The organism is Gaetbulibacter jejuensis (genome assembly GCF_039524015.1).
In the GTDB taxonomy this organism is placed as follows: domain Bacteria; phylum Bacteroidota; class Bacteroidia; order Flavobacteriales; family Flavobacteriaceae; genus Gaetbulibacter_B; species Gaetbulibacter_B jejuensis.
The window spans coordinates 1-25,455 of the sequence record NZ_BAAAGF010000004.1; the positions used below are offsets into that span (position 1 = coordinate 1).

Annotated in this window: 18 protein-coding genes, 1 tRNA gene and 1 rRNA gene; 11 read left to right on the forward strand and 9 right to left on the reverse strand. The window is 31.9% G+C overall.

The features are described 5' to 3' along the window. Positions 1–83: ribosomal RNA gene (gene rrf / locus ABD011_RS15775) — 5S ribosomal RNA — on the forward strand; the annotation flags it as partial. Positions 84–235: 152 nt separating this feature from the next. Here the strand turns inward: rrf and ABD011_RS12005 are convergent. The 7 genes from ABD011_RS12005 to ABD011_RS12035 all read right to left on the reverse strand — a co-directional run bounded on the left by ABD011_RS12005 (position 236) and on the right by ABD011_RS12035 (position 10,046). Beyond that, positions 236–832, reverse strand: coding sequence for a hypothetical protein (locus tag ABD011_RS12005; protein WP_343798567.1), 597 nt, complete (start codon positions 830–832; stop codon positions 236–238). 17 nt (positions 833–849) lie between these two features. Then, the gene (locus ABD011_RS12010; RefSeq protein ID WP_343798569.1) at positions 850–2,541 is read right to left on the reverse strand and encodes a DUF4412 domain-containing protein; all 1,692 of its coding nucleotides are present in this window, start codon (positions 2,539–2,541) and stop codon (positions 850–852) included. Further along, positions 2,538–2,687, reverse strand: a complete 150-nt coding sequence (locus ABD011_RS12015) for a hypothetical protein (RefSeq protein WP_343798571.1) — start codon at positions 2,685–2,687, stop codon at positions 2,538–2,540. The genes ABD011_RS12010 and ABD011_RS12015 overlap by 4 nt, the downstream gene beginning before the upstream one ends. 163 nt (positions 2,688–2,850) lie before the next feature. Further along, positions 2,851–6,780, reverse strand: a complete 3,930-nt coding sequence (locus ABD011_RS12020; protein ID WP_343798573.1) for a two-component regulator propeller domain-containing protein — start codon at positions 6,778–6,780, stop codon at positions 2,851–2,853. A gap of 145 nt (positions 6,781–6,925) precedes the next feature. Next, positions 6,926–7,984, reverse strand: a complete 1,059-nt coding sequence (locus tag ABD011_RS12025; protein ID WP_343798575.1) for a T9SS type A sorting domain-containing protein — start codon at positions 7,982–7,984, stop codon at positions 6,926–6,928. A 32-nt stretch (positions 7,985–8,016) separates the two neighbouring features. After that, positions 8,017–8,643 carry a hypothetical protein gene (locus ABD011_RS12030; RefSeq protein ID WP_343798577.1) on the reverse strand — a complete coding sequence of 209 codons (627 nt, stop codon included), beginning with the start codon at positions 8,641–8,643 and terminating at the stop codon, positions 8,017–8,019. A gap of 260 nt (positions 8,644–8,903) precedes the next feature. Beyond that, positions 8,904–10,046 carry an acyl-CoA dehydrogenase gene (locus tag ABD011_RS12035; RefSeq protein ID WP_131508600.1) on the reverse strand — a complete coding sequence of 381 codons (1,143 nt, stop codon included), beginning with the start codon at positions 10,044–10,046 and terminating at the stop codon, positions 8,904–8,906. Positions 10,047–10,140: 94 nt separating this feature from the next. Here ABD011_RS12035 and ABD011_RS12040 point away from each other — a divergent pair, with 94 nt between their 5' ends. The 9 genes from ABD011_RS12040 to ABD011_RS12080 all read left to right on the forward strand — a co-directional run bounded on the left by ABD011_RS12040 (position 10,141) and on the right by ABD011_RS12080 (position 18,156). Then, positions 10,141–11,205 (forward strand): anhydro-N-acetylmuramic acid kinase, encoded by a 1,065-nt coding sequence (locus ABD011_RS12040; protein WP_343798579.1) that lies wholly within the window; start codon positions 10,141–10,143, stop codon positions 11,203–11,205. A gap of 66 nt (positions 11,206–11,271) precedes the next feature. Continuing rightward, positions 11,272–12,498 (forward strand): Glu/Leu/Phe/Val dehydrogenase dimerization domain-containing protein, encoded by a 1,227-nt coding sequence (locus ABD011_RS12045; RefSeq protein WP_343798582.1) that lies wholly within the window; start codon positions 11,272–11,274, stop codon positions 12,496–12,498. Between the two features lie 13 nt (positions 12,499–12,511). After that, positions 12,512–13,906, forward strand: coding sequence for a sodium:proton antiporter NhaD (gene nhaD / locus ABD011_RS12050; protein WP_129761500.1), 1,395 nt, complete (start codon positions 12,512–12,514; stop codon positions 13,904–13,906). Between the two features lie 57 nt (positions 13,907–13,963). Then, on the forward strand, positions 13,964–14,656 hold the full coding sequence (locus tag ABD011_RS12055; protein WP_131508040.1) for a MotA/TolQ/ExbB proton channel family protein: 693 nt from the start codon (positions 13,964–13,966) through the stop codon (positions 14,654–14,656). Continuing rightward, complete coding sequence (locus ABD011_RS12060) at positions 14,656–15,048, forward strand: ExbD/TolR family protein (protein WP_129761499.1); 393 nt, start codon at positions 14,656–14,658, stop codon at positions 15,046–15,048. The genes ABD011_RS12055 and ABD011_RS12060 overlap by 1 nt, the downstream gene beginning before the upstream one ends. Continuing rightward, positions 15,048–15,896, forward strand: a complete 849-nt coding sequence (locus tag ABD011_RS12065; protein WP_343798586.1) for an energy transducer TonB family protein — start codon at positions 15,048–15,050, stop codon at positions 15,894–15,896. The genes ABD011_RS12060 and ABD011_RS12065 overlap by 1 nt, the downstream gene beginning before the upstream one ends. 4 nt (positions 15,897–15,900) lie before the next feature. Beyond that, positions 15,901–17,118 (forward strand): bifunctional folylpolyglutamate synthase/dihydrofolate synthase, encoded by a 1,218-nt coding sequence (locus ABD011_RS12070; protein WP_343798588.1) that lies wholly within the window; start codon positions 15,901–15,903, stop codon positions 17,116–17,118. A gap of 63 nt (positions 17,119–17,181) precedes the next feature. Next, a tRNA-Val gene (locus ABD011_RS12075) sits at positions 17,182–17,256 on the forward strand. A gap of 129 nt (positions 17,257–17,385) precedes the next feature. After that, a complete protein-coding gene (locus tag ABD011_RS12080; RefSeq protein ID WP_343798590.1) occupies positions 17,386–18,156 on the forward strand; it encodes a response regulator transcription factor in 771 nt (256 codons plus the stop codon). 126 nt (positions 18,157–18,282) lie between these two features. Here ABD011_RS12080 and ABD011_RS12085 read toward each other — a convergent pair whose 3' ends face one another. Together ABD011_RS12085 and gldJ are read right to left on the reverse strand one after the other, a co-directional pair. Next, positions 18,283–19,572, reverse strand: a complete 1,290-nt coding sequence (locus ABD011_RS12085) for a UDP-N-acetylmuramoyl-tripeptide--D-alanyl-D-alanine ligase (RefSeq protein ID WP_343798592.1) — start codon at positions 19,570–19,572, stop codon at positions 18,283–18,285. Positions 19,573–19,639: 67 nt separating this feature from the next. Beyond that, positions 19,640–21,310 (reverse strand): gliding motility lipoprotein GldJ, encoded by a 1,671-nt coding sequence (gldJ, locus tag ABD011_RS12090; protein WP_129761494.1) that lies wholly within the window; start codon positions 21,308–21,310, stop codon positions 19,640–19,642. A 252-nt stretch (positions 21,311–21,562) separates the two neighbouring features. Here gldJ and porU point away from each other — a divergent pair, with 252 nt between their 5' ends. After that, positions 21,563–25,435, forward strand: a complete 3,873-nt coding sequence (gene porU, locus ABD011_RS12095; RefSeq protein WP_343798596.1) for a type IX secretion system sortase PorU — start codon at positions 21,563–21,565, stop codon at positions 25,433–25,435. Positions 25,436–25,455 lie beyond the last annotated feature (20 nt).

Consider the following 25,455-nt stretch of genomic DNA (forward strand, 5'->3'; position numbering starts at 1 on the left):
ACCTCTTACCTTTCCGAACAGAGAAGTTAAGCCCGTTAGCGCCGATGGTACTGCAACAGTGGGAGAGTAGGTCATCGCCTTTTTTAGAAAAGCATTCATAATTTTATGAATGCTTTTTTTTTGTTTTATAGAGCTTTCTTAATGGATTAATAGTGGTTCTTTATCTAATTAACAATTAAACTAAATAAAGTTTGAGTGCCTCTTTATAGTTAAAGTTTTATTTATAAAATTGTTTTTATTTAAGCAATTCATCAAACTTTAAATTATTTATAGATTCCCAAACGGATTCTCTATTCATATTATAAGCTTTAATGTTTACACCAAACCGATCATTATATAAAAAGGAAATGTCAGAATATTGTCTGTTCTTATCATAGGCTTCAATACCTTCCATACCTCTTTTATTAAATGATTTTTCAATTTTGTAATCATTTTCGTTATCTACAGACATATTTTTATAAAACGAGTATTGACTTAAAAGCAAAACTCCTTTCTCACCTGAGCAATCATATAATGTGATTTTTATTTTTTCTTTATTATTTCCATCATAATCGGCAATTGCTCCATTAATACCATGTGTTGACATTGGGGCATTACTAGTTGTAGTTTTTTGTAAACTCATTAATTGCTTAGGGAACCAATCTTGTAATGCCTCATTTGTAATTGGTGTTATTTCTAATAAACTTTCAGTTTTACTAATAGTTTTTATGGTGTTTTTTACAGTTTTAATTTTGGTAGAAGTGTTGCCTTGTTTTGAATTTTCACTGCAAGAACTTATAACAGCTATAGTAATATTAACTAGTATTAGTCTTTTTAAAAGTATTGTTTTCATATTTGAATTTTATAAACTTAGTTTTTTTTCATCCTTGCACCTGAAAATAAATCCATAGTTTTGTAATTAGCTTTTTTTATAGATGTCTTTTGTTGGTTTAATGCTTTAGCAATAATGTTTACGTTGTTTTTAGATTTCTTTTTATCAATGATATCCATTTCTAAAATTAAACCATTAGAGAATTGATCTAACACCCTCGAGTCCATATCAGGAAAATCTGATGGTTTTTGAGAACCAAAATTCAAAAAGTTTGTAAGTTTTATTTTTGCATCTAATGTGTGGTACATTTTCATTATATACCTATCATCTTCAAATTGTAGCCCTTCGCAGGTATAACCAATAATGGTTTTAGCTGGTAACTTTTTTATGTTATAATTATCTAAACTCTCTTTAGAGGTTTTAACTTCTGGTATAGGATACATTTGTAAAAAACTAGTGCCTTGAGCATCCATAAACATAACCATTGTGCTTAAGTCCATGTCAAACAGCATAGTTGTAGTTCCTGTATTTTTGTTATTTCCCATAGTCATTTTTGTAGCTTGATACGATGCGCTTTCATTAATTAAAAACACCATCATTATGGTCTCTTTCTTTCTTGTGTTTAAGGTCATTTCTGTTTCAAGTTGCCAATTAAAGTCATAGCTTTCAGGTAAATCATTAACTGTTACTTTATGATTTTTTATTGATCTTCTTGCCGATTTTACACTTCCTTTATTATTACTGCTATCATAATCATCGTCATCTATGTTGGTGTTTTCGGTATTTCCTCCTTTAACAATGTTTTCCATAACGCCTCCCATAAGTCCCTCTCCAACGGTTTTGACTTCTCTAGCTTGAGGCAGTTTGACTTCTACAGGTTTGTAATCATATACCATTAAACTTTCACCGGCTTGTCCTTGTGAACCAAAGCCATCAATAAGTTCAGCTTCTTCTGATGTTTTAGTGTAGATTTCAACTAATCTGTCTTGGTCATCAAAAAGAACGTAACTACCTTCATAACCAGGTTCGTTTAAATACTCAAACTTAGTAAACGTTTTACCTCTTAACGTTTGGGTAGTTTCATTAAAATCATCATACCTAAAATCATCTGGCTTATATATGAATGCAAACTCTACAATTCCATTGAAAGGGTTAGCAGTCACACCTAAATCTTGCTGTTTTTCAAATTGAGCCATAAAGGGCTCAGGTGGTAGTTTATAGGCTTCAATCATCATAGTAGGAGCCATCAAACCTTGACTTTGAAGTGCTACAATTCCTGTTTTTTGGTATTCGCCTTCGCTGTATACATACATATAACCTTCACTATCAATGAAACCAGGTTTAGGTTGTTTTGGATCTTCCATTCTAACAGCTACTTCATTGGCATCAAAAAACTGAGTTTGGTTTAAGTTTCCATTTTCGTGCATTTTTATGATAATATCTTCTTTGAAAAATGCTTTTTTAGCTTCAGTATTTTTAGTTAAAGCTGTGTTTGATGCTTCGAGTTCGCTAGTATCTTCATCTTCTTTTTTATCAGATTTTTCTTTTTTTGAAGTTGCATCATCAATAGTTTTTTCAGTTTTTTTAGATACTACTTCATCTGTTTTATTAAGGATGGTACGTTCTGCTGCTTGTTCAGCTCTTTTTTTTAGTTTTTTTAAAAGCTGTGCTTCGGCATTTATTCCGCAAAGTAAAAATGCGCATGTTATAAAAATGAGTTTTGTTTTCATGATGTTTTTTTATTGATTCTTATAGATTTAACAACTTTATCGTTTAGCATTATATTTATGATATAGTTACCATGTTTTAAATGGTCTATGCTTATATAAATATTCTGGTCGTTATTAGCTTCGTCTAATAGTTTTTCTTTTAGCATTACTACAGTGCTTAGTTAGACGCTATTAATTGAGAGGTCAACAAAATGTATTAAAGGGATACATTGTTTGTTTTGTAAAGTTATGATGAGAATAAAAAGTTTGATGTCAATTATGTAACAAACTATATCAACTATGTAACATATGTCGTAAAGTTGTTGGTATTTATTGATTTGAAGTGAATTCTGAAGGTGTAGACTTATAAACGTCTTTAAAGCATTTTATAAAATAGGAAGGTGTATTGAAACCGACTTGATATGCGATTTCAGAAATGTTTAAGTCAGAGTCTTTTAAAAGGTTAACCGCTAGCTTTAAGCGTTCGTTACGGATGAACTCGGTTGTTGAAAATCCTGTTATAGCTTTTAGTTTTCTGTGTAGTTGCATTCTACTCATAGCCATTTTTTTAGATAAAACATTAGAGTTAAATGACGAGTCGATAATATAATCGTTGAGTATAGTTTTTAGTTTAGTTAAAAATTGCTGATCAACAGGAGTTGTACTTATACTGCTGAGTTCAAAATGAGCGCTATATCTTGACTGTAGTTTTTGTCTTAGCTCTATAAGCTTTTCAACACGTATTTTAAGTTTGTTACTGTTAAAAGGCTTTACAATATAATCGTCTGCTCCAGTTTCTAATCCTTTTATTTCATTTTCGTCACCACTTTTAGCTGTGAGTAGAATTATAGGAATATGACTTGTTTTTTCGTCTTTTTTTAAAGTATTACAAAGTTCAATACCATCAATTTTAGGCATCATTATATCGCTAATGATAATATCAGGAATGTATTTTATGGCCTTTTTAATGCCACTTTCACCATTAGGAGCTTCTTTAATGTCATAGTCATTTTTAAAAATTGAACTTATAAATTCTCTTATATCTTTATCGTCTTCAACTATTAATAAAATTGGTTTGTCCTTAGAATTATTAATAGCTTGTTCTTCAGAAGTTTCTGGAGTTTCTATGACTGTATCAAGCTCATCATTTACAGTTTTAGTGTCTTCGTTTATTTCAGAAATATTATAAAAAGAACGCTCAATAGGTAAAGTCACCGTAAACTGAATATCATCTGTATTCATGGTGTGCGCTACAATGTTTCCATGTGATAAAATAGCTAGTTCTTTCACTAACGAAAGTCCAATGCCTACACCATCAGCATTTTTGTTGTTTTGGTAATACCTTTGAAATAGCTTGCTTAACTCTTTACTAGAAATGGTATTTCCGTTATTAATAATTGTGATAATAATTTGACCGTTTTTTTCGATTGCAGCAAAGTAAATTTGACCGTTTACTGGAGCATATTTTACTGCGTTAGAAAGTAAATTGGTGGTGATTTTTTCGATAACATCTTTATCAAACCAAGCTTCAGGAATTGATTGAATTTTATGTGAAAAATGTATGTTTTTGTCTTTAGCTTTATATTCAAAAGAAGCTGCTATTTGTTTGAGGAATGCTGTAATATTTCCTTTAGAAACAGAGAGTTTTAAGTTTCCTGATTCTAACTTAGATAGGTCTAGTAATTGGTTGACTAGGTTTAACAATCGTTTAGAGTTGTTTTGAACTAAAGAGAGTTCTTTCTTATCATCTTCTGTTAGGTTAGACTTAGATAATTGTTTTTCGATTGGACCAGAAATAAGTGTTAATGGTGTTCGAAACTCATGAGATATATTGGTGTAAATCCTGGTTTTAAATTCATCTAATTTTTTTAAGCGCTCGGTTTCATTATGTTCAAATTGTAATTGCATTTTCATGTGCCAACGCCATTTAAAATACCTGTATAACAAATACATGCTAATTAAAAAGAGTAGTGCATAACAAACAATAGCTAGCTTGCTTAAATACCAAGGTTGTAGTATTGTGAAAGTAAATGTAGCAGGTGTAGTATTCCATACACCATCATAGTTACTTGATATTACTTTAAATGTATAATCGTTAGGAGGTAGGTTGGTGTAATGTGCTGAATTATTGTTTTCTGAGTTAATCCAATTTTCATCATGATTTACGAGTTGATATTTATAAAGGTTACGTTCAGGTTGTGAGAAATGTAAACTAGAAAATGTAAAGGTTACAGTATTTTGATTGAATTTAAAGGTTGAGTTTTGTTTTAAAGGATAACCTTCAGTAAAAATCTCAAACTTAGAAATAATGGTTTTTGGTTTAATTGGGTTAAATGTAAGTTGGTTAGGGTTAAACCAGTTGAGACCTTCAAGACCTCCAAAATATAAGTTTTCGTTTTCGTCTTTATAGTAAGCTCCAGTGTTAAATTCTAAAGCCTGTAAACCATCATAGTTGCTGTAGTTTTCAAAAATAGTATCCTTAATGTTTAATTTACTTATACCATAATTAGTGCTCAACCATAAGTTGTTTTCTTTATCTGGTAGTATACCGTAAATCACATTGTTTGGTAAACCATCAACTTTGTTGTAAACATCTAATGATCCGTTTATAGTATTATACTTTTTTAAACCTTTACCATTTGTGCCAATCCATAAGATTTCATTGTCATAATGCAGTGATTTTATTTTGTCATTTAAGGATTTGATATTGGTTATTTCATTAGTCTTTAAATTTAAATTATACAACCCTTTATCATCAGTACCAATCCAAAGTGTGTGCTCATTGCCTTTTATAGCTGTTTTAATGTCATTTGTTGATAGGGTAGAATTATCAGTATTGAATTGCTTAACAATACCTTTATCTATATCGAATAAAATAATACCATTACGTTCGGTACACAACCAACTTTGATTATCGTTCTCTTTTATAATTCTCCAGATTGTAAGATTTGAAATTTCAGGGAATGAGTGATAGTCTCCAGAATCGGTTCTGATATTTAAACCAAATCCTTGGTGACCTATCCACAATTTATTGTTGTTGTAGAGTAAACTTATTATTCTATCGCTAGCAATTGAAGAGTTGTTAATGGTATATGTTTTATATTCATTATTATTAAAGTTGATATGTGTAAGCCCTTTACCAGATGTACCTATCCATAAATTATTATTTACATCAGTACTTATGCTTCTAACCACATCTACATTTACATTTTTAGGGACTTGATTATTTGTGAGCACATTGAATTTTATGAGGTGAGCATCATAATAGCTCGCTCCAGTTCCGTCAGAACCTAGCCAAATCACTCCTGTAGCGTCTTCGTATAAACATAAGATGTCATTATAATGTATGGCAAAAGGGTTGTTTTTGTCTGCTTTAAAGTTTGTAACAGTATTATTTTCAAGATTAAGAAGGTAAGCACCATTGCCATAAGTGGCAATCCATAATCTGTTTTTACTGTCTATAAGTAAGTCTTCAATGTTAAGGTCATTTGGTAATTGCGAATGTTGGTATTTTATAAAAGACACTTTGTTGTTTTCTTTTAAGTAAAGTCCTTGTCCAAAAGTTCCTAGCCATATATTGTCGTCTTTATCTTTTGTAAGCGCACTAAAGTTTGCGTTAGTGTGCGATTCAACATTAATCTCATTGTATGTGTTGTTGTTAATTTGAAATACAGCTCCTGAAGCTGCAGCTATTATAGCAGTATCAGTTTCTATAAACTCATAAATGGTTTTGAGTTTGTCATGGTCGTTTAAAACTTGTAGCGTGTCTTTAGTTGTAGTATCAATTTTGAAGAGTCCTTTACCGTAGGTTCCTATATAGTTGTGAAGTGCTTTATCCTGAAAGATTGAACTAACATTATTAAAACGTTCTAAATGCTTAAAAGTATCGGTTTTTGGATTGTAAAGTTCTAGATTTCCTGAGTTAGTAATAATCCATAATCGATTTTGCTTATCTATATATATTTTACCAAGCTTGCTAAAATTTGGTCTTGTAATGTCTTCAAATTGCTTGTCGTAGTGTTTAAAGCTTTTACCGTTATATTTATTTAAACCATCTTGTGTAGCTAACCACAAATAACCTATGCTATCTTGGGCAATACTTATAACACTGTTTTGCGATAAACCATCATTAATGGTTAATGTGTTGAAAGAAAATGGTTTTTCGGTTATAGTTTCTTGACCGCTACAAAAAAGTGTGTATAACACTGTTAGAAAAATAACAATGAAATTGTCAACGGTTTTGTATCTCCATAACGTCATAAACTACTGTATAGATTAATTTTTTTAGGGGAGATTTTATGCTATTAACTCTACTAATATAATGAAATTTGCTTGGTTTTAGATATTTATATTATTCTATAAAAGCCCATCAACTTTTGATTGGTTTTTATGGGTTGTAAGTTTTTTATTTTTTTACAATCAATTTCTTTGTTGTGTTTCCTGTTTTTGATTTAATGTTTAACAGATATATCCCTTCAGAAAGGTCTTGAACATAAAACGAATTTTCATTTAACAATTCTATGTTAAACTTTTGTCCTAGGGGGTTGGTTAATTCAATTGAAATAACATCTATAGTTTTAATATTTTTTATTGTAACTAAACTGTTACTTGGGTTTGGAAATATTTGAATAGTTTCAATTGGGTTGCCAGCATTTCCTAGATTCAATACAGCTGAATCTGCAAATGCCCATAATGAAAAAGCATTAATATTTGTTAAAGAATGATATGATTCTCCAGCTGTTCCGCCTTCATTAGTAAATGTATTACCATTGTCTGTGCTTCTAAAAGCCGCTAAATTTGATCTTTCTAGTCCATTAAGGTCTACATCCAATAAATAGAAATAAACATCTAACTCTAAATTAGTATTGACTGTAGGATTAATTTCATAATATCGGTTTACAGCAGTATTGCTATCAATATTTATACTACCATACCTTCTAAAAATTTCAGTGGTTCCCATAGACTCTGTTCCATTAAAAACCTCTAAGCCAATATTCCCAAATGTGTTGGTTTCTCCTGCAGTATGATTTCTTGTTGTTGTAATATAAGTATCGTTTTCGCCAGTAATAGTGTTTGAGTTAGATTCTCCTATTATTTTAGCATTTGAAGAAAGTGTTATATGGCTATCAGTATTAAGATGAAAGTTTGCCATATCATTAAATTTAAGCTCGCTGTTTACAATTAATGTTCCCGAAAGGGAAAAAGTTGACGTACCATATAACTCTAAATTATTAATTGTATTTGGGGTGTTGAACTCTAAACTGTAAGAGTTGCCATCTAAACCTTGCATTAATATTGAACCTCCATTTAAAACTACATTGTTGTCATTAACAAAGCTTCCATTTTTAATAGTAATACTAGTATTATCATTAAAAAGATAAGCTCCTGAGTTAACATAAAGACCTTTCTGCCCTAACGCATTTAGATATATTGATGATAGTAATATGGTTAGTAATATCTTCATTTTTTTGCTTTGAATATTTTTGAAATAATAAGCTATAATGAGTCAACTAAAAAGCCCCTAATTTTTACATTTATTGAAAAGTCTGAAGATGTTTCATTTGATATTCTCAATACTTCTCCACCTCTAACAACCATCAATATACCATAAGGGTCTTGGTAAATTCTGCTTTTAGGTTCTCCATTGAGCCGTATTGCACTATATTGACTTATAAATCCACCAGGAGCTCTTCCTATTGTTGCTTCGAACTTTCCAGAAGCATTCAAACCATTAGGCTCAATTACTATTGAAGTTACTAATAAGAACTTATCATTTGGAATAGAAGTTAAACTTGAAAGATCATCAAACCTTTCAATAGATATAAGTTGGTTAAATGACCCAGGGGAAATAGCAAAACTATATCCATAAACAGCAGTCCCTTGGTTTGGGAAAATATTATTTTCAGATGTTGTTAGGCTTGTCCAGCCATTAGCAGTATAACCTTCAAAGTCACCAGTTGCACTATAACGAACAGTACCTTCGGTAGGAGTTGTACCGTCATTTCCAATCTTTATTTTTCCATTTACATCCAAAGCTTGATTTGGAGTGTCAGTATTAATACCTACTTGAGCTAATGAAAAAAACGAAATAAGCAATGTATAAATAGTTAATTGTGTTTTCATAAATAATTAGTGTTTTGTTTATACGGCATAAAATTATATATGCTTGACACTAAATGATATAACTATTGTAACACAATATGCAATATATGTAACATAAAGTAGTTTTACTTGTATTGTTAAATATTGGAAGCTAAAAAAATAGTAGGTAGCTTACTAAGTTTTTTCTTTGTAAGAAAAAGGAAGAATCGCAGGTGAAATAATAAAAACAAAAAAGACTGTCTTTTCAAACAGCCTTTTCTAAAATATATATTATAAATAATTTATCCTTTTATAACACCTCTCGAAATTACAATTTTTTGAATTTCAGAAGTACCTTCATATATCTGAGTAATTTTAGCATCACGCATTAATCGTTCAACATGGTATTCTTTTACAAAACCATTTCCACCATGAATTTGAACCGCTTCAACAGTTTGTTCCATTGCAACTTTACTAGCATACAATTTTGCCATTGCACTAGACATGTCGTAGTTATTGCCTTGGTCTTTATCCCAAGCAGCTTTCATTACAAGCATTCTAGCAGCTTCAATTTCGGTAGCCATATCTGCTAATTTAAAAGCAATGGCTTGGTGGTTGCAAATTTCAGTGCCAAACGCTTTACGTTCTTTAGAGTATTTAAGTGCTAACTCATAAGCTCCAGAAGCAATACCTAAAGCTTGAGACGCAATACCTATTCTACCACCAGATAATGTTTTCATAGCGAATTTAAAACCAAACCCGTCTTCACCAATTCTATTTTCTTTAGGCACTTTTACATCATTAAACTGTAATGTATGTGTGTCACTTCCTCTAATACCTAATTTATCTTCTTTAGGACCTACATCAAAACCAGGCATACCTTTTTCAACTATAAAAGCATTAATACCTCTATGTCCTTTATCTTTATCAGTTTGTGCAATCACTAAATAAACATCACTACGACCTCCATTTGTTATCCAGTTTTTAGTACCATTCAATAAGTAATGGTCTCCCATGTCTATAGCAGTTGTTCTTTGAGAAGTTGCATCACTACCAGCTTCAGGTTCACTTAAGCAAAATGCACCAATAAATTCTCCAGTGGCAAGTTTAGTAAGGTACTTTTGTTTTTGTTCTTCGCTACCATAAGCTTCAAGTCCATAACACACCAATGAGTTATTTACAGAAACCATAACCGAAGCAGAAGCATCAATTTTTGATAACTCTTCCATTATAAGCACATAAGATATGGCATCCATTCCGCTTCCACCATATTTAGGGTCAACCATAATTCCCATAAAACCAAGATCTCCCATTTTTCTAACAAGTTCTTGTGGAAATTGTTGTTTCTCATCACGTTCAATTACTCCTGGTAATAATTCGGTTTGAGCAAAATCGCGAGCAGCATCGCGAATCATTAGATGTTCTTCTGTAAGATTAAAATCCATATGTAGTGATAAAATTATTGATTTGTTAAAAAATGATGTCAAAGATAAGTTTTTGTTAGCATTTTTTCAATAATGATTGTTATTTTTACCATATATGATAAAAGAAACATTCAAAGTTATAGGTGTAATGTCTGGTACATCATTAGATGGTATCGATTTAATATATGTACAGTTCAATTTTGATGAAAAATGGACTTATACTATTTATACTACCGAAACTGTTTCTTACACTCAGTATTGGGAAAATACTTTGAAACATTTGGTTTCAAACTCTAAGCAAGAATTAAAAGACATCGATGATGGTTACACTGTATATTTAGCAGAGGTCATTAATTCGTTTATTAAAAAACATCATATTGAAACTGTAGATGCTATATGCTCTCATGGTCATACAGCACTGCATCAACCTCAAAGCGGTATGACTTACCAAATTGGGAACTTACCAAAAATTTCAAAACTTTTACAGCATACTGTTGTATGCGATTTTAGAATGCAAGATGTTGAACTTGGAGGCCAAGGAGCGCCTTTGGTACCTATTGGAGATAAGTTGCTGTTTTCTGATTATGACTTTTGCTTAAACCTTGGTGGATTCGCTAATATTTCAACTGAAATTGATGATACAAGAATTGCCTACGATATTTGTCCTGTAAATATTGTGCTTAATCACTATGTTAAGCCATTAGGCTTTAATTATGATAATGAAGGTCAAATTGCTAAATCAGGAAAATTACATACAGAGTTGTTAAACCAACTGAATGATTTAGATTTTTACTCAAAGAGTCACCCAAAGTCTTTGGGGTTAGAATGGGTTAAACAACTTATTTTCCCTATGATTGATGCGTATAATCTTTCAATAGAAACAATTTTAAGAACATTTACTGAGCATGTAGCTATTCAAATTTCGAAAGAAATCAATACCAAGCACAATGCAAAAGTATTAGTAAGTGGTGGAGGTGCATACAATAAATTTCTTCTCGACTTAATTGTATCCAAAACTAAAAACAGTATAGAATTGCCTTCAAAAGAGATTATTGAGTTTAAAGAAGCTTTAATTTTTGGATTGTTAGGAGTTTTAAAACTCAAAGGAGCAGTTAATTGTTTAAAAAGTGTAACAGGAGCCAAAAAAGATCATTCTTCAGGTAGGATTTATTATCCATAAAATTATTATAAAATTAATATTTAAGGATTTTTAGTTTTTTATATTTGTTGAAGAATAACTAACTACATGAAAGATTTACTTCAAAAGTACGAAGACAAAGACCCTGAAATTATTTTTAATTGGAAAGACCCAGAAACCGAAGCTGAAGGCTGGACAGTAATAAACTCCTTAAGAGGAGGTGCTGCTGGTGGAGGAACGCGTATGCGAAAAGGACTCGATATGAACGAAGTGCTGTCGCTTGCAAAAACTATGGAAGTTAAGTTTACTGTTTCTGGACCAGCAATTGGAGGTGCTAAGTCAGGTATTAATTTTGACCCACAAGACCCAAGAAAAAAAGGCGTTTTAGAACGTTGGTATAAAGCCGTTTCACCATTACTAAAAAGTTATTATGGTACAGGAGGAGACCTAAATGTTGATGAAATACATGAGGTTATCCCTATCACTGAAGAAAGTGGTGTATGGCATCCTCAAGAAGGTGTTTTTGAAGGTCATTTTAGACCAACACAAGCCGATAAAATTAATAGAATAGGACAGTTAAGACATGGTGTTATTAAGGTTATTGAAAACCCAAAATACTCACCTAATGTAACAAGAAAATATACTGTGGCTGATATGATTACTGGTTATGGTGTTGCTGAGGCTGTTCGTCATTTTTATGATATCCACCAAGATTCAGTTGTTGGTAAGCGTGCCATTGTTCAAGGTTTTGGTAACGTTGGTGCTGCTGCAGCTTTTTATTTAGCGCAAATGGGAGCAAAAGTAGTAGGGATTATTGACAGAGTAGGTGGATTAATAAAAGAAGAAGGTTTTAGTTTTGATGAAATTACTCAGCTATATTCTAATAAGTCTGGAAATACTTTAGTGAGCGATCATTTAATTCCTTTTGATGAAATGAATGAAAAGATTTGGGCTTTAGAAACCGAGATTTTTGCACCATGTGCTGCCTCTCGATTAATTACTAAAGAGCAAATAGATAATATGATTAATACAGGCCTTGAAGTAATTTCTTGTGGCGCAAATGTACCATTTGCTGATAAGGAGATATTTTTTGGACCAATTATGGAATATACAGATAATAAAGTAAGTCTTATTCCAGATTTTATTTCAAATTGCGGTATGGCAAGAGTTTTTGCTTATTTTATGGAGCGCAAAGTTCAAATGACTGACGAAGCCATTTTTAATGATACCTCAAACCGCATAAAACAAGCATTAGAAAACGTACATAAAAACAACAAATCAAAAACTGGTATAAGCGCAACAGCTTTTGAGATTGCTTTAAGTCAACTTATATAACATAACACTTAATATGGAAACACTAATTGTATTAGTATTTGTAGTAGGTTATTTAGCTATTACACTAGAACACAATTTAAAAATCGATAAACTTATTCCTGCTTTGGTCATGATGGCCATAAGTTGGGCTTTGATAGCTTTAGGTATCGATAATTTCACACAATGGTTCGACTCAGGAAAACACGCTCTTCTAGATAATTTTGGATTATTAGAGCACGAAGACAAAATGCACATGATGGAAGAAACGCTCTTACATCATTTAGGTAAAACAGCCGAAATTCTTGTGTTCTTACTAGGTGCAATGACTATTGTTGAAATCATTGATTATTTTGATGGATTTTCAACTATCAAAGGATTTATAAAAACAAAAAGTAAAAAACGATTGCTTTGGATTTTTGCGTTTTTAGCATTTTTCCTTTCAGCAATTATAGATAACTTAACTGCTACAATTGTATTAATATCTATACTTCAAAAACTTATTCAAGATAAAGATGTTAGGATATGGTATGCTGGTTTAATAATAATCGCCGCAAACGCTGGAGGAGCTTGGTCTCCAATTGGAGATGTAACCACAACAATGTTATGGATTGCTAAGAAAGTGTCTACTGGTCACTTATTTGTATATCTTTTTGTACCATCTCTACTTTGTATGTTGGTACCAACATTTATTGCTTCGTTTTTACCTGCTTTTAAAGGAAATTTAGAAAATGAAGACGAAAAAGAAGACAAGCCTAAAAGCAAATTTAGTTCAACAATGTTGTATTTAGGTTTAGGAGGTATTGTATCAGTGCCAATTTTTAAAACGGTAACACACTTGCCTCCATATGTAGGTATGATGTTAGCTTTAGGTGTTGTTGCTATTTTTGCTGAGATTTATAGTAACTCAAAATTTGCATTATCTCATGCAGATGCTGAAGGAGCAGATTATCAAGGACACCACAGTCCAGTACATCATTCATTATCTAGAATTGAGATGCCAAGTATCTTATTTTTCTTAGGAATATTAATGGCTGTTGCAGCATTAGAATCTTTAGGTATCCTATTTGGTTTTGCAACTACACTACAAGACAAAATGCCTATGATGGGAACTGAGTTACACCATGAAGGCGTTTCCGATTTAGTAGTTTTATTATTAGGAGTTGGATCTGCAATTATTGATAACGTGCCGCTTGTTGCTGCAAGTTTGGGTATGTTCTCTGAGCCTATCGATAACGAATTATGGCACTTTATTGCTTATTCGGCAGGAACAGGAGGAAGTATGTTAATTATTGGTTCGGCTGCTGGTGTAGTAGCAATGGGAATGGAAAAAATTGACTTTTTCTGGTACTTAAAGAAAATATCTTGGTTAGCGCTTGTTGGGTTTTTAGTAGGTGCAATTGCGTTTATGTTTACAAGAACTATATTTTAATTTATACTTTAGGTAGAAAATTAACGTTATAAAAAAAATTAACACTTTATGCTAAATATGTTATTACAAACTACTCCTGAAGAAGCTGAGGTTTTAACTGATGGAGAATCTGTTGAAAAAACGCTTTCTATCATTGAATTGATTTTTAGTGGTGGTACAGCAGGAATGCTAATTATAGGTATATTATTTGTACTCTTAGTTGTTGCTATTTATATTTATTTTGAAAGACTTTTTGCTATCAAAGCAGCTTCAAAAATAGATTCCAATTTTATGAATCAAATTAAAGACCATGTTTCTAATGGTAAAATTGATTCGGCACAAATGCTTTGTGCTCAAGTAAACTCTCCAGTTTCTAGATTAATTAATAAAGGAATTACCAGAATTGGAAAACCATTGGAAGATATTAATACAGCTATTGAAAATGCAGGACGTTTAGAGGTTTATAACCTAGAAAAAAACGTAAGTATTTTGGCTACAATTTCAGGTGCTGCTCCCATGATTGGATTTCTTGGTACAGTAATTGGGATGATATTATCAATATTTGAAATTGCTAATTCAGGAGGTCAAATTGATATTAAACTTCTAGCTGATGGATTATATACAGCAATGACTACAACAGTTGCAGGACTTATTGTAGGTATTGTTGGTTACATCGCTTACAACCATTTAGTGGTAAGAACTGATAAAGTTGTTTACCAAATGGAAGCCAATTCGCTAGAGTTTTTAGACCACTTAAACGAGCCTATTTAATGAATATTAGAGGAAGAAATAAAGTTACACCAGAATTCAACATGTCTTCAATGACAGATATCGTATTTCTGTTATTGATATTCTTTATGTTGGCCTCTACTTTAGTGACTACAAATGCTATTGATATCCTATTGCCTAAGGCTAGTGGAAAAACCGAGAATAAAAAATCGGTTGCTGTTAGTATCACTAAAGACTTAAGATATTATATAGACCAAAAATTAGTTGGAGAAAGTGTATTGGAAAATCAATTACTATCAGCACTTTCAGGACAAGATCAACCTACCATTGTGCTTAGAGCAGAAAAATCTGTTCCTGTAGATAATGTGGTAAAGGTAATGGATATAGCTAATAGAAATAAGTTTAAAGTAATTTTGGCAGTCAAACCTAATTAATGAAATATTTTGAAACCATACACGAACGTAATTCGGCAAAAATCACAACTTTAATTGTAGTGATTTTGATTTTGCTGCTGTTTGTTGTTGGTCATTCATATATGGATCCACCAGAAGAATATGGTGTAGCTGTTAATTTTGGAAATTCAGAAGTTGGTAGCGGAAATATCCAGCCAACTGAACCTGTAAAATCGCAACCAAGAGAAGTTGTTGAACAACCAAAGGTAGAAGAAACGCAACCGCAAGAAACAAATCCGTCTTCTGCTAAAACAGAAGATGTACTTACCCAAGAGTCTCCAGAAGCTATTGCAATAAGAAAGCAAAAAGAAGCTGAAGCAAAAGCTAAGGCAGAAGCCGAACGTGTTGAGCGTGAGAAACGACAAGCTGAAGAAAAAAAGAGACTTGAAGAAGAGAAAAAGAAAAAGGAGCTTGATGCTTTAATAGGTGGTGTAAGTAACTCCGAAGGCACTCAAACAGGTGGCGAAGGACCAGATAATAGCGGAGGAGATAAAGGACAGCTAGATGGTAACCCTTATGCACCTAGCTATTTTGGAGACCCAGGAAGTGGTAATGGAGGAAAAGGATACGGTTTAAATGGTAGAGGTTCGGCGACGTATAATAAAGTGATTCCAGATTGTCAAGAAGAAGGAAGAGTTGTGGTCGAAATTCATGTTGACCGTTCAGGTAAAGTAATTAAAGCTATTCCAGGAAAAAGAGGAACAACAGGCGATGCTTGTTTGTATCAAGCTGCTAAAGAAACTGCATTGTCTCATAGATGGAAAGCAGATTCTAAAGCACCAGCTACACAAATAGGCTGGGTTAAAATTGATTTTAGTTTAGGTCAATAAGAATATGAACTACCAGGATACTATCAACTGGATGTTTTCGCAACTTCCAATGTATCAACGACAAGGTAAGTCGGCTTATAAAGCAGATTTACATAATACTCAGGTTTTAGCAGAACATCTTAATCATCCCGAATTCAAATTTAAAACTGTTCATGTTGGTGGTACCAATGGAAAAGGATCAACAAGTCATATGTTGGCTTCTGTGCTTCAAGAAGCAGGATATAAAGTTGGGTTATATACTTCACCACATTTAAAAGATTTTAGAGAGCGTATTAAGATTAACGGAAAAGAAGTCAGTAAACAGTTTGTTATAAGTTTTATTAAAAAGCACAAACCGTTTTTTGAGCAACATACACTTTCTTTTTTTGAAATGACTGTTGGGATGGCTTTTGACTATTTTTCAAAGAAAAAAGTTGATATAGCTATTATTGAAGTAGGGCTTGGTGGTCGTTTAGATTCAACAAATATAATCTCACCACTCGTTTCTGTGATTACTAATATTGGTTTAGACCACACGCAGTTTTTAGGAGATACATTAAAAAAAATAGCAGTCGAAAAAGCAGGAATCATTAAACCTAATATTCCTGTTGTTATTGGAGAAACACAAATTGAAACCAAAAGTGTTTTTACTGAAACAGCTAAAAACAATAATTCAGAAATTTATTTTGCAGACCAAAATATAACTTCAATTTTAGATAGTGACTTAAAAGGAAGTTATCAGCAAAAAAATATAAAAACCGTTTTACAAACTTTACAGATCCTAAAGCAAAACAATTTTAATATCTCTCAAAAGAATATTGCTTTAGGACTTAATTCAGTTGTTTCTAATACAGGTTTAAAAGGAAGATGGCAGATTTTACAAGAATCTCCAAAAGTAATTTGTGATACAGCTCATAATAAAGAAGGGTTAACATATGTGGTTAATCAATTAAAAACTGAGGTCTATAATAAGCTTCATATCGTTTTTGGGGTTGTAAGTGACAAAGATTTATCAACCATAATTGCAATTTTGCCTAAAAAAGCTACATATTATTTTTGCAGACCAAATATTTCAAGAGGATTAGATGAAAATAATCTTAAACACACATTTAAAGTTCATGGCTTTGCGGGTAAGTCGTATTCTAGTGTAAATGAAGCATTAAGCAACGCGAAAAAAAGTGCAAAACCAGAAGATTTAATTTATGTTGGAGGAAGTACTTTTGTTGTTGCAGAAATAATTTAAATTTTTTTCAAAAAAGCTTTTGGGATATCAAAAACTAATTTATATTTGCAATCCAATTACAGAGGGCGCGTAGCTCAGTTGGTTCAGAGCACTTGGTTTACACCCAAGGGGTCAGGGGTTCGAATCCCTTCGCGCCCACAGAAATTAAACCCTAGAGAATTTACTCTAGGGTTTTTTTATACCTCAAAGTTTAGCCCTATTTACATTATCTTTCTTATTTTTATAATCCAAATAATTAACAATAGCTAATCTTCTTCTTAAAGTTTTATGATATTAGGAAATATTAAAAGCCTCTACAAAGATATTTTTAAGTCTTACGATAGTCCAACTTTAGAAAAGCACATTGAAAAGATTGTTGAACTTGATGTTTACTTACCACATAGTTCTACGTTTTTCTGTATTACAAATACACAGGAATTAGGATTTGAATACATTAGTAAGAATATGTTTTCTTGTTTGCATATTGACCCTTTAAAGCTGAAACAAGAAGCTATGCGTTATTATTGGAGTAGAATACACCCAGAAGACGTTGAATATTGGTTACAAGCTTTAAATGCATTAATGGAGTACACTCTTGATGAAATTTCAGAAGATGAAAGACATAAAATGAGTTACACCTGGAACTATAGGTTTAAAAACGGAAGAGATGAGTATGTAAACATTATTCAAAATACTACACCTTTAGAGTTCGATTCATTTAAGAAGCCTATAATAGGTTTGGCTCATTATACTGTTGTAGATTCAAGAGTAAAGCTTGGTGTGACAGCTACGGCTAAATATTTAAATGAAAATGATGAGTACGAAACCAAGTATTTCAATAACTTTTCTCAGAAACTATTAACTAACGATATTACAAATAGAGAGCGTGATATTATACGTTTATTAGTTTTGAATTACTCTAGCAAGGAAATTGGAATAAAACTAAATATAAGCCCTAATACTGTAGATACACATAGACGGAACATCCTAAAAAAACTAAATATTACGTCAACAGGAGAACTTATTGGGATGTTAAAAATGAATAAAACCCTATTTTAATTAAAAACTACTCAAATTGAGTATTGTATAGCTTTGAAAAAAATAAGAATTTTACATCGCTATTAGTTAATTACAAAGGGAAAAATAGTGTCTATAATATTTATATAATATCAATAGGCACTTTTTTTATTTTATTAAGTCTAATATTCGCTCTAAAGCCATACCTCTAGATCCTTTTATAAGCATGAGCTTATCTTTAAAAGTTAGAGTGTCAAAGTGGATAGCTAAATCATTAAAATTTCTGAACTTTTTTATAAACCCATCAGTGTTTTTTAATTGTGTGCTGTAAAAATTCTCGCCAATTAAATATGTGTTAGCATTGAAATTATCTTCAATGAAGTTTACAATGTTTTGATGTTCATTATGCGCATTTGACCCTAACTCAAACATATCTCCTAAAAACAATACTTTGTTATCCCTCTTGTATTGTAAAAAGTTCTCTAAAGCAGCCATCATACTTGTTGGGTTTGCATTGTAAGCGTCTAAGATAATTTCGTTTGAACCAACATTAATTACTTGAGATCTGTTGTTTTTAGGGAAATAATTTTCAATAGCTTTCTTAATGTTTTTGTTCTCAATTTTGAAGTAAGTTCCAATAGCAATTGCATAGGCAATATTACTGAAGTTATATTTTCCTGTTAAGTTGCTGGCAATTCTTATGTCTTTTAATTTTACTTCAACATTAGGTTGAGCACCTATAAATTCAATTTTTAGAATATCGCTTGTAGTTCCAAACTTTATGGTATTGGTATAACTCTCTATTTGGTTCACTTGTTTTACATCATCTTCATTCACAAAAATTGTTTTGTTATGCTGTTTTAAATGATCGTACAATTCAGATTTTGCTTTAACAACACCTTCAATACTTCCAAAACCTTCAAGATGAGCTTTACCAAAGTTAGTGATAAGCCCATAATCAGGTAATGCTATACTGCTTAAAAAAGCTATTTCTTTAGGATGATTAGCTCCCATTTCAACAATGCCAATTTCAGTTTGATTATTCATTGACAGTAATGTTAGTGGAACACCTATATGGTTATTTAAATTTCCTAATGTGGCTGTAGTGTTATATTGCTGACTTAAAACAGCATTAATAAGTTCTTTTGTGGTTGTTTTTCCGTTGCTGCCAGTTAATGCAATAATTGGGATGCCTAGTTGGGTTCTGTGATATGTTGCGAGTTCTTGCAGTGTTTTTAATACATCATCTACAAGAATGATATTATCATTTATAGCGTATTTTTTTTCGTCTACTATGGCATATTTTGAACCTTGTTCAATAGCCTCAAATGCAAACGTATTGCCATTAAAATTTTCACCTTTTAAGGAGAAAAACATTGAGTTTTTTGTGATTTTTCGAGTATCAGTAGTGACTGATTTACACTCAAGAAAGCAATTGTAAATTTGTGTGATATTCATAAATTAAATGTAATAAAAAAGTCCTAACATTACTGCTAGGACTTTGTATTTTTAAATTAATCTAGAATTAATTTTTAGTCTTGTTTTTTCCTTTAGATTTTGAACCTACTCTAGACATAGCGCATCTAAACCCGATGTAATCTGTTGCCATATCTTGAGGGAAGAATCTACGTTGAGCTGGATCTAACCAGTAGTCTCTATCTTTCCAAGAACCACCTTTGTATACTCTTACTTTATCATTGATTAAAGAGGTTCTGTCGTTTGACTTGTCGTACTCTTTAATTAAGTTACCTGAAGAGTCTCTCTCAATATTATGTTTTGGAGAGTTATACATTTTTCTAGTATTAGCAGTTTCTTCTTCGTCAAAACTTTCGTTATAGTAGCGAGAAGATCTAGCATCACCATCTCTGTAGTTTCTGTTGTCACTAGTATCAAAATTTGTTCTTAAGTAAGTTTCGTTTTCGTCAACTGGAACTTGTAAAATTTCACCAGGTAAGTTTCTTGCAACAAGTTTACCATTACTTAAAGTATCATATACTACTTCTTCAGGAGTTACAATTTTAACTGTACCATCATCATTAATTGCGTTTTTAGTATAAACGTTACCACGATAGTAGTTAAAGTCATTAAATTCATCATCTACAATTGGTCTGTATACGTCGGCAACCCATTCTGCAACGTTACCAGCCATATCATATAAACCATAATCGTTAGCTTCGTAAGACATAACTTGCGCAGTGATATCAGCACCATCGTCAGACCATCCTGCAATTCCACCGTAATCACCTTTTCCTTGCTTGAAGTTAGCTAATTGATCACCTCTAGACTTTCTTTTTCCAGAACGTGTGTATTGACCATTCCAAGGGTATTTTTTTCTACCTCTGTAAGTGTTGTAGTTTCTTAATTCACTCATCCCAAGAGCAGCATATTCCCACTCTGCTTCAGATGGTAAACGGTATTTTGGAGAAATTACTCCAGTTTCTCTACTAGCGTAAACATTTATTTCGTTACCCTCAGCATCTGTTCTAGCTTTTCTTTTACCTCCTTTAAGTACTTCTTCGTTACCTCCAAAAGTTTCAGTTGGAGCAGTAATATAAGTGTCAGTGTTAAAGTTGCTATCAGCAGATGTATCAGTTAAGTGAGAATCTCTTTTTAAATAACCAGCATCTTGTAAGTACATTTCATTTACTCGATCTGTTCTCCAGTTAGCAAATTCAACGGCTTGAATCCAACTAACACCTACAACAGGGTATTCAGCATAACCAGGATGACGTAAATAGTTTTCAGTCATCATTTCAGCATATCCAAGACGGTTTCTCCAAACTAATGTATCAGGAAGAGCTCCATCATAAATAAGTCTAAAGTTAGGATCGTCTGGTGGGTAAACTCTTTTAATCCAATCAAGATACTCTAAGTACATCATGTTGGTTACCTCAGTTTCATCCATGTAAAAAGATTGTACATGTTGTTGGTTTGGGCTATTATTCCAATCATGCATAACATCATCTTGTACTTTACCCATGGTAAATGTACCTCCTTCTATAAAAACTAATCCAGGAGCAGTTTCTTGTTCTTTAAAGTTAGTATTGTACTGAAAACCTCCATTTTTGTCGTTGATGTTCCAGCCTGTGGCTCTAGAACTGTTCTTTGACGAAGAAGATTTCTTACAACTAAACATGGCTAAAGATAGCATTAGGGCTAAAATTATCCGTAGGTTAAATACATTTTTCATATACATACTTTTAAGTAAGCTAGTTTATTTTAGTGACGCAATATAGTAATTAAAGAAAAAATAACAACGTTTTTTTGTAATTTATATCAAAAAAAAAGTGCATTTCATCCTTTTTTTTGTACACGATATCGGATTTTTGCTCTTTTTATCGATGTAAATTGTTACCAATTAACGAACAAATAAATTAAATATTGTTGTAATTTTGAATAAAAAATTGAAAAGCTATAATAACATATCTGTACTAACGTTTATTATACTATGAAAAAACACTTACTCTTACTTTTTGTATTACTGCCTTTTATAGGGTTTTCTCAACAAAAAACATTTCAAATTAATTGGGAAGGAGAAAAAACATTAAGAGCTGATTCTTCAATTGTTACTGTTCCATATTTTAATAAAGACAACTTTAATTTTAGTAATACTGATGGGTTGAAGTTTTTTGCACATTGGAAAACCAACAACTATATCAATGAAAGCTCTGTTCAATTAGCTAATGTTTCATACTCAACTATTAGTTCAACAGATTTAAAAGGAGTTCCAGTTAATACCATTTCTAATTCACCTGAATTAAAACTATCAAATGCAATAGCAAGAGATGATGTGTCTGCTTATTTAGAGTTGAAACCTATTGTTAAACAAAATGGTGTGTATAAAAAAATTACTTCATTTACTGTAAGCTACAGCACAACTAATAGTTCTAGTGCTTTAGGAAGATCTTCTAGCTCTATGTTGCAAACAAATGCAGTTACAAACTCTGTGTTGGCTTCTGGGAGTTGGTATAGGTTTTATGTAGATACTACAGGTGTTTTTAGACTAACTAAAAGTTTTTTAAATCAGTTAGGTGTTAATACAAACTCGGTGGATCCTAGAAATATTAAAGTCTATGGAAATGGAGGCGCAATGTTGCCTAAAGAAAACTCAGTTTTTTATCCAATTGACTTAACCGAGAATGCTATTAAGTTTGTTGGTGAAGAAGATGGTGATTTTGATAATGACGATTATATATTGTTTTATGCAGAAGGGCCAAGAGGCTATAATGAAGAGAGTAATACGAATATAAACGCATATACAGATAAATCTTATTACTATATTAATATTAGTAGTGGAATGGGAAAAAGAATCCCGGAAGCTACTCAGCCAAACGATGATGCAGATTTTGAAGTAAACACATTTCAGGATTATCAATTTCATGAAATAGACCAATATAATTTGGTGAAAGTAGGTAGGCGTTGGTTTGGAGATAGGTTTGATATCGAAAATGAAAAAGAGTTTGCTTTTACATTTCCAAACTTAGTGACTTCTGAACCTGCTAGAGTGAGGGTTTATGCTGCTGCAGTTTCTGAAATTGGAACATCAATGGAAGTAAAGCTTAATGGAAATACAATCTCAAATTTTACTTTTGCAGCAATTGATAGTCCTACCCTAGCTTCTGGAGGTTTTTTTAATAGTGATTTAATGCTTAACTCTCCTGATGTTGTATTTAACTTAAAGTATAATAACAATAATAATCCTGCTTCTTTAGGGTACTTAGATTATATTTCTGTAGAAGCTACCAGAGAGTTGAGTTTTGAAGGAGGTCAGTTTACTTTTAAAAATGCTAATGTGGCAACCTCTGCTGGAATAGCTCAATACAATTTGGCTAATGCAGCTAACGTTTCAGAGGTATGGGATATAACAGATAAGTATAATGTAGTAGGCTATACAAATTTTGATGAAAGTTCAAACTTTAGTTTTAAAACTACAGCAGGTACTTCAAAAATATATTTGGCAGTTTCGCCTTCAGATTATTTTCAGCCACTAAGAGAAAGTGTTACTACAATTGCGAACCAAAATATAAAAGGAACAATATTTAAGAATAGTTCAGGAGAGTTTGAAGATATAGACTATTTAATAATTTCACCAAATGCACTAGCGTCACAAGCTGAAAGACTAGCACAAATCAATAGAGATCAATATGGGTTAACTGTTAAAGTTGTGACCTTAAATGAAATTTATAACGAATTTAGTTCAGGTAATGTTGATGTTACTGCAATAAGAAATCTTGTTAGATATGTGTATCATAATGCAAGTGCTCCAGATAAAAGACTCAAGTATTTATGCTTATTTGGTGATGCATCTTATGACCACAAAGAACGTATAGCGCCTAAAACAGATGTAGTTCCATCATGGCATTCTTATGCCAGCTTTAGTTTGACCGATTCTTTTGTGTCTGATGATTACTATGGGTTGATGGACGAAAATGAAGGTAATATGGCTGCCAATAACTTATTAGATATCGCAGTAGGAAGAATTTTAGCTCAAGATCTACAAAGTGCGACTGAGTTAGTAGATAAAATTGATTCCTATTATAAAACAGCGTCTTTTGGTAGTTGGAGAAATAATTACATCTTTATTTCAGATGATGTCGATGAAGCTTGGGAAAGAACTTTACAAGAAACAACAGATGATATAGCAGATTTAATTACTGAAGAAAAACCATTTATTAACGCTATAAAAATTCATTCAGATTCTTATCAACAAGAATCTACATCAAGTGGTGATAGTAATCCATCTGTTAATAGAGCTATTAGAGACGCAATAGATGTAGGAGCTTTAGTTGTGAATTACTTTGGTCATGGAGGAGAAGATGGTTTGTCAGGAGAAAGGATTTTTGATAAAAATGACTCGCAAGAAGTTAATAATACTTGTAAATATAATTGTTTTGTAACTGTTACATGTGAATATACAAGATTTGATGATCCTTTAAGACCTACAGCAGGAGAGTATACTTACTGGAATAAAGAAGGTGGAGCTATAGCTTTAATAACTACTACTAGGCAAATTTTTGTGAGTGTGGGTGTATCGTTTAATATAAAGTTAACAGAAAAGATGTTTGCGTTTGATTCTAATGAATATACTTCAATTGCAGAAGCATTACGATTAACAAAAACCGATCCTGCAATTTCAGGAATATCACAAAAACGATTGGTGTTTTTTATAGGAGACCCAGCAATGAAATTAGCATTACCAAAATCAGATATTAGATTAACTGCAGTTAATGATGTTTCAATTGATCAAGAAACAGACGTTTTAAAAGCGTTGGGTAAAGTTAAATTATCAGGAGAAGTAGTTGATGAATCAGGTAACCTTATTCCAAATTATAATGGAGTATTAACAGCAACAGTTTTTGATAAAAACATAGAAAGACAAACATTAGGTAATGATGGTACTACTGAAAACGGTCAACTCATTATCATGGATTTTGAAACATTAGGAGAAATTATTTTTAAAGGACAAGCAACTGTAGAAAACGGTCAATTTGACTTTGAGTTTGTGGTGCCTAGAGATATTAGTATTCCTGTAGGTAATGGTAAGGTTAGTTTTTATGCTCAAACTGAAAATCCTGCACAAGACCAAACAGGAGCAAGTTTTGATATTCAAGTTGGAGGTATTAATGAAAATGCTGAAGAAGATAATATTGGACCAGTTATAAACCTTTATATGAATGATGAAAACTTTGTTTCAGGAGGAATAACTAACGAAGCTCCAACACTTTTAGCAAAACTTCAAGATGATAATGGTATTAATACATCTAGTGGAGTAGGACATGATATTGTTGCTATTATTGATGGAGATGAAGCAAACCCTTATATTTTAAACGATTATTATCAAGCTAACGTTGATGATTACCAAAATGGAGAGGTGACTTATCCATTTAGAGATTTAGAACCAGGTTTGCATACATTAACCTTAAAAGCTTGGGATGTTTACAACAATTCATCAACTTCTGAAATACAGTTTGTAGTTCATGATAAAGATGAAAAACTAGTTATTACTAACGTACTTAACTATCCAAATCCGTTTGTAAACTACACTGAATTTTGGTTCAATCACAATAGTTCAGATAATTTAGACGTTTCTATACAGATATTTACGGTTTCAGGGAAACTGGTAAGAACTTTAAACGGTCAAACCAATTCCGAAGGATGCTGTAATAATGGGACATCTTCGTTGTCTAGAAGCATTGTTTGGGATGGAAGAGACGATTTTGGAGATAAAATAGGAAAAGGGGTTTATATTTATAAGCTAAAAGTACGATCAAACCAATTAAACAAACAGGTAGAAAAAATTCAAAAACTTGTAATACTATAATAAAGATTTATATTTGCTAA

What these genes read in the sequence shown, in the direction of transcription:
- ABD011_RS12005 (WP_343798567.1), bottom strand. Translation starts at nt 832, where the DNA reads ATGAAAACAATACTTTTAAAAAGACTAATACTAGTTAATATTACTATA.
- ABD011_RS12010 (WP_343798569.1), bottom strand. Translation starts at nt 2,541, where the DNA reads ATGAAAACAAAACTCATTTTTATAACATGCGCATTTTTACTTTGCGGA.
- ABD011_RS12015 (WP_343798571.1), bottom strand. Translation starts at nt 2,687, where the DNA reads ATGCTAAAAGAAAAACTATTAGACGAAGCTAATAACGACCAGAATATT.
- ABD011_RS12020 (WP_343798573.1), bottom strand. Translation starts at nt 6,780, where the DNA reads ATGACGTTATGGAGATACAAAACCGTTGACAATTTCATTGTTATTTTT.
- ABD011_RS12025 (WP_343798575.1), bottom strand. Translation starts at nt 7,984, where the DNA reads ATGAAGATATTACTAACCATATTACTATCATCAATATATCTAAATGCG.
- ABD011_RS12030 (WP_343798577.1), bottom strand. Translation starts at nt 8,643, where the DNA reads ATGAAAACACAATTAACTATTTATACATTGCTTATTTCGTTTTTTTCA.
- ABD011_RS12035 (WP_131508600.1), bottom strand. Translation starts at nt 10,046, where the DNA reads ATGGATTTTAATCTTACAGAAGAACATCTAATGATTCGCGATGCTGCT.
- ABD011_RS12040 (WP_343798579.1), top strand. Translation starts at nt 10,141, where the DNA reads ATGATAAAAGAAACATTCAAAGTTATAGGTGTAATGTCTGGTACATCA.
- ABD011_RS12045 (WP_343798582.1), top strand. Translation starts at nt 11,272, where the DNA reads ATGAAAGATTTACTTCAAAAGTACGAAGACAAAGACCCTGAAATTATT.
- nhaD (WP_129761500.1), top strand. Translation starts at nt 12,512, where the DNA reads ATGGAAACACTAATTGTATTAGTATTTGTAGTAGGTTATTTAGCTATT.
- ABD011_RS12055 (WP_131508040.1), top strand. Translation starts at nt 13,964, where the DNA reads ATGTTATTACAAACTACTCCTGAAGAAGCTGAGGTTTTAACTGATGGA.
- ABD011_RS12060 (WP_129761499.1), top strand. Translation starts at nt 14,656, where the DNA reads ATGAATATTAGAGGAAGAAATAAAGTTACACCAGAATTCAACATGTCT.
- ABD011_RS12065 (WP_343798586.1), top strand. Translation starts at nt 15,048, where the DNA reads ATGAAATATTTTGAAACCATACACGAACGTAATTCGGCAAAAATCACA.
- ABD011_RS12070 (WP_343798588.1), top strand. Translation starts at nt 15,901, where the DNA reads ATGAACTACCAGGATACTATCAACTGGATGTTTTCGCAACTTCCAATG.
- ABD011_RS12080 (WP_343798590.1), top strand. Translation starts at nt 17,386, where the DNA reads ATGATATTAGGAAATATTAAAAGCCTCTACAAAGATATTTTTAAGTCT.
- ABD011_RS12085 (WP_343798592.1), bottom strand. Translation starts at nt 19,572, where the DNA reads ATGAATATCACACAAATTTACAATTGCTTTCTTGAGTGTAAATCAGTC.
- gldJ (WP_129761494.1), bottom strand. Translation starts at nt 21,310, where the DNA reads ATGTATATGAAAAATGTATTTAACCTACGGATAATTTTAGCCCTAATG.
- porU (WP_343798596.1), top strand. Translation starts at nt 21,563, where the DNA reads ATGAAAAAACACTTACTCTTACTTTTTGTATTACTGCCTTTTATAGGG.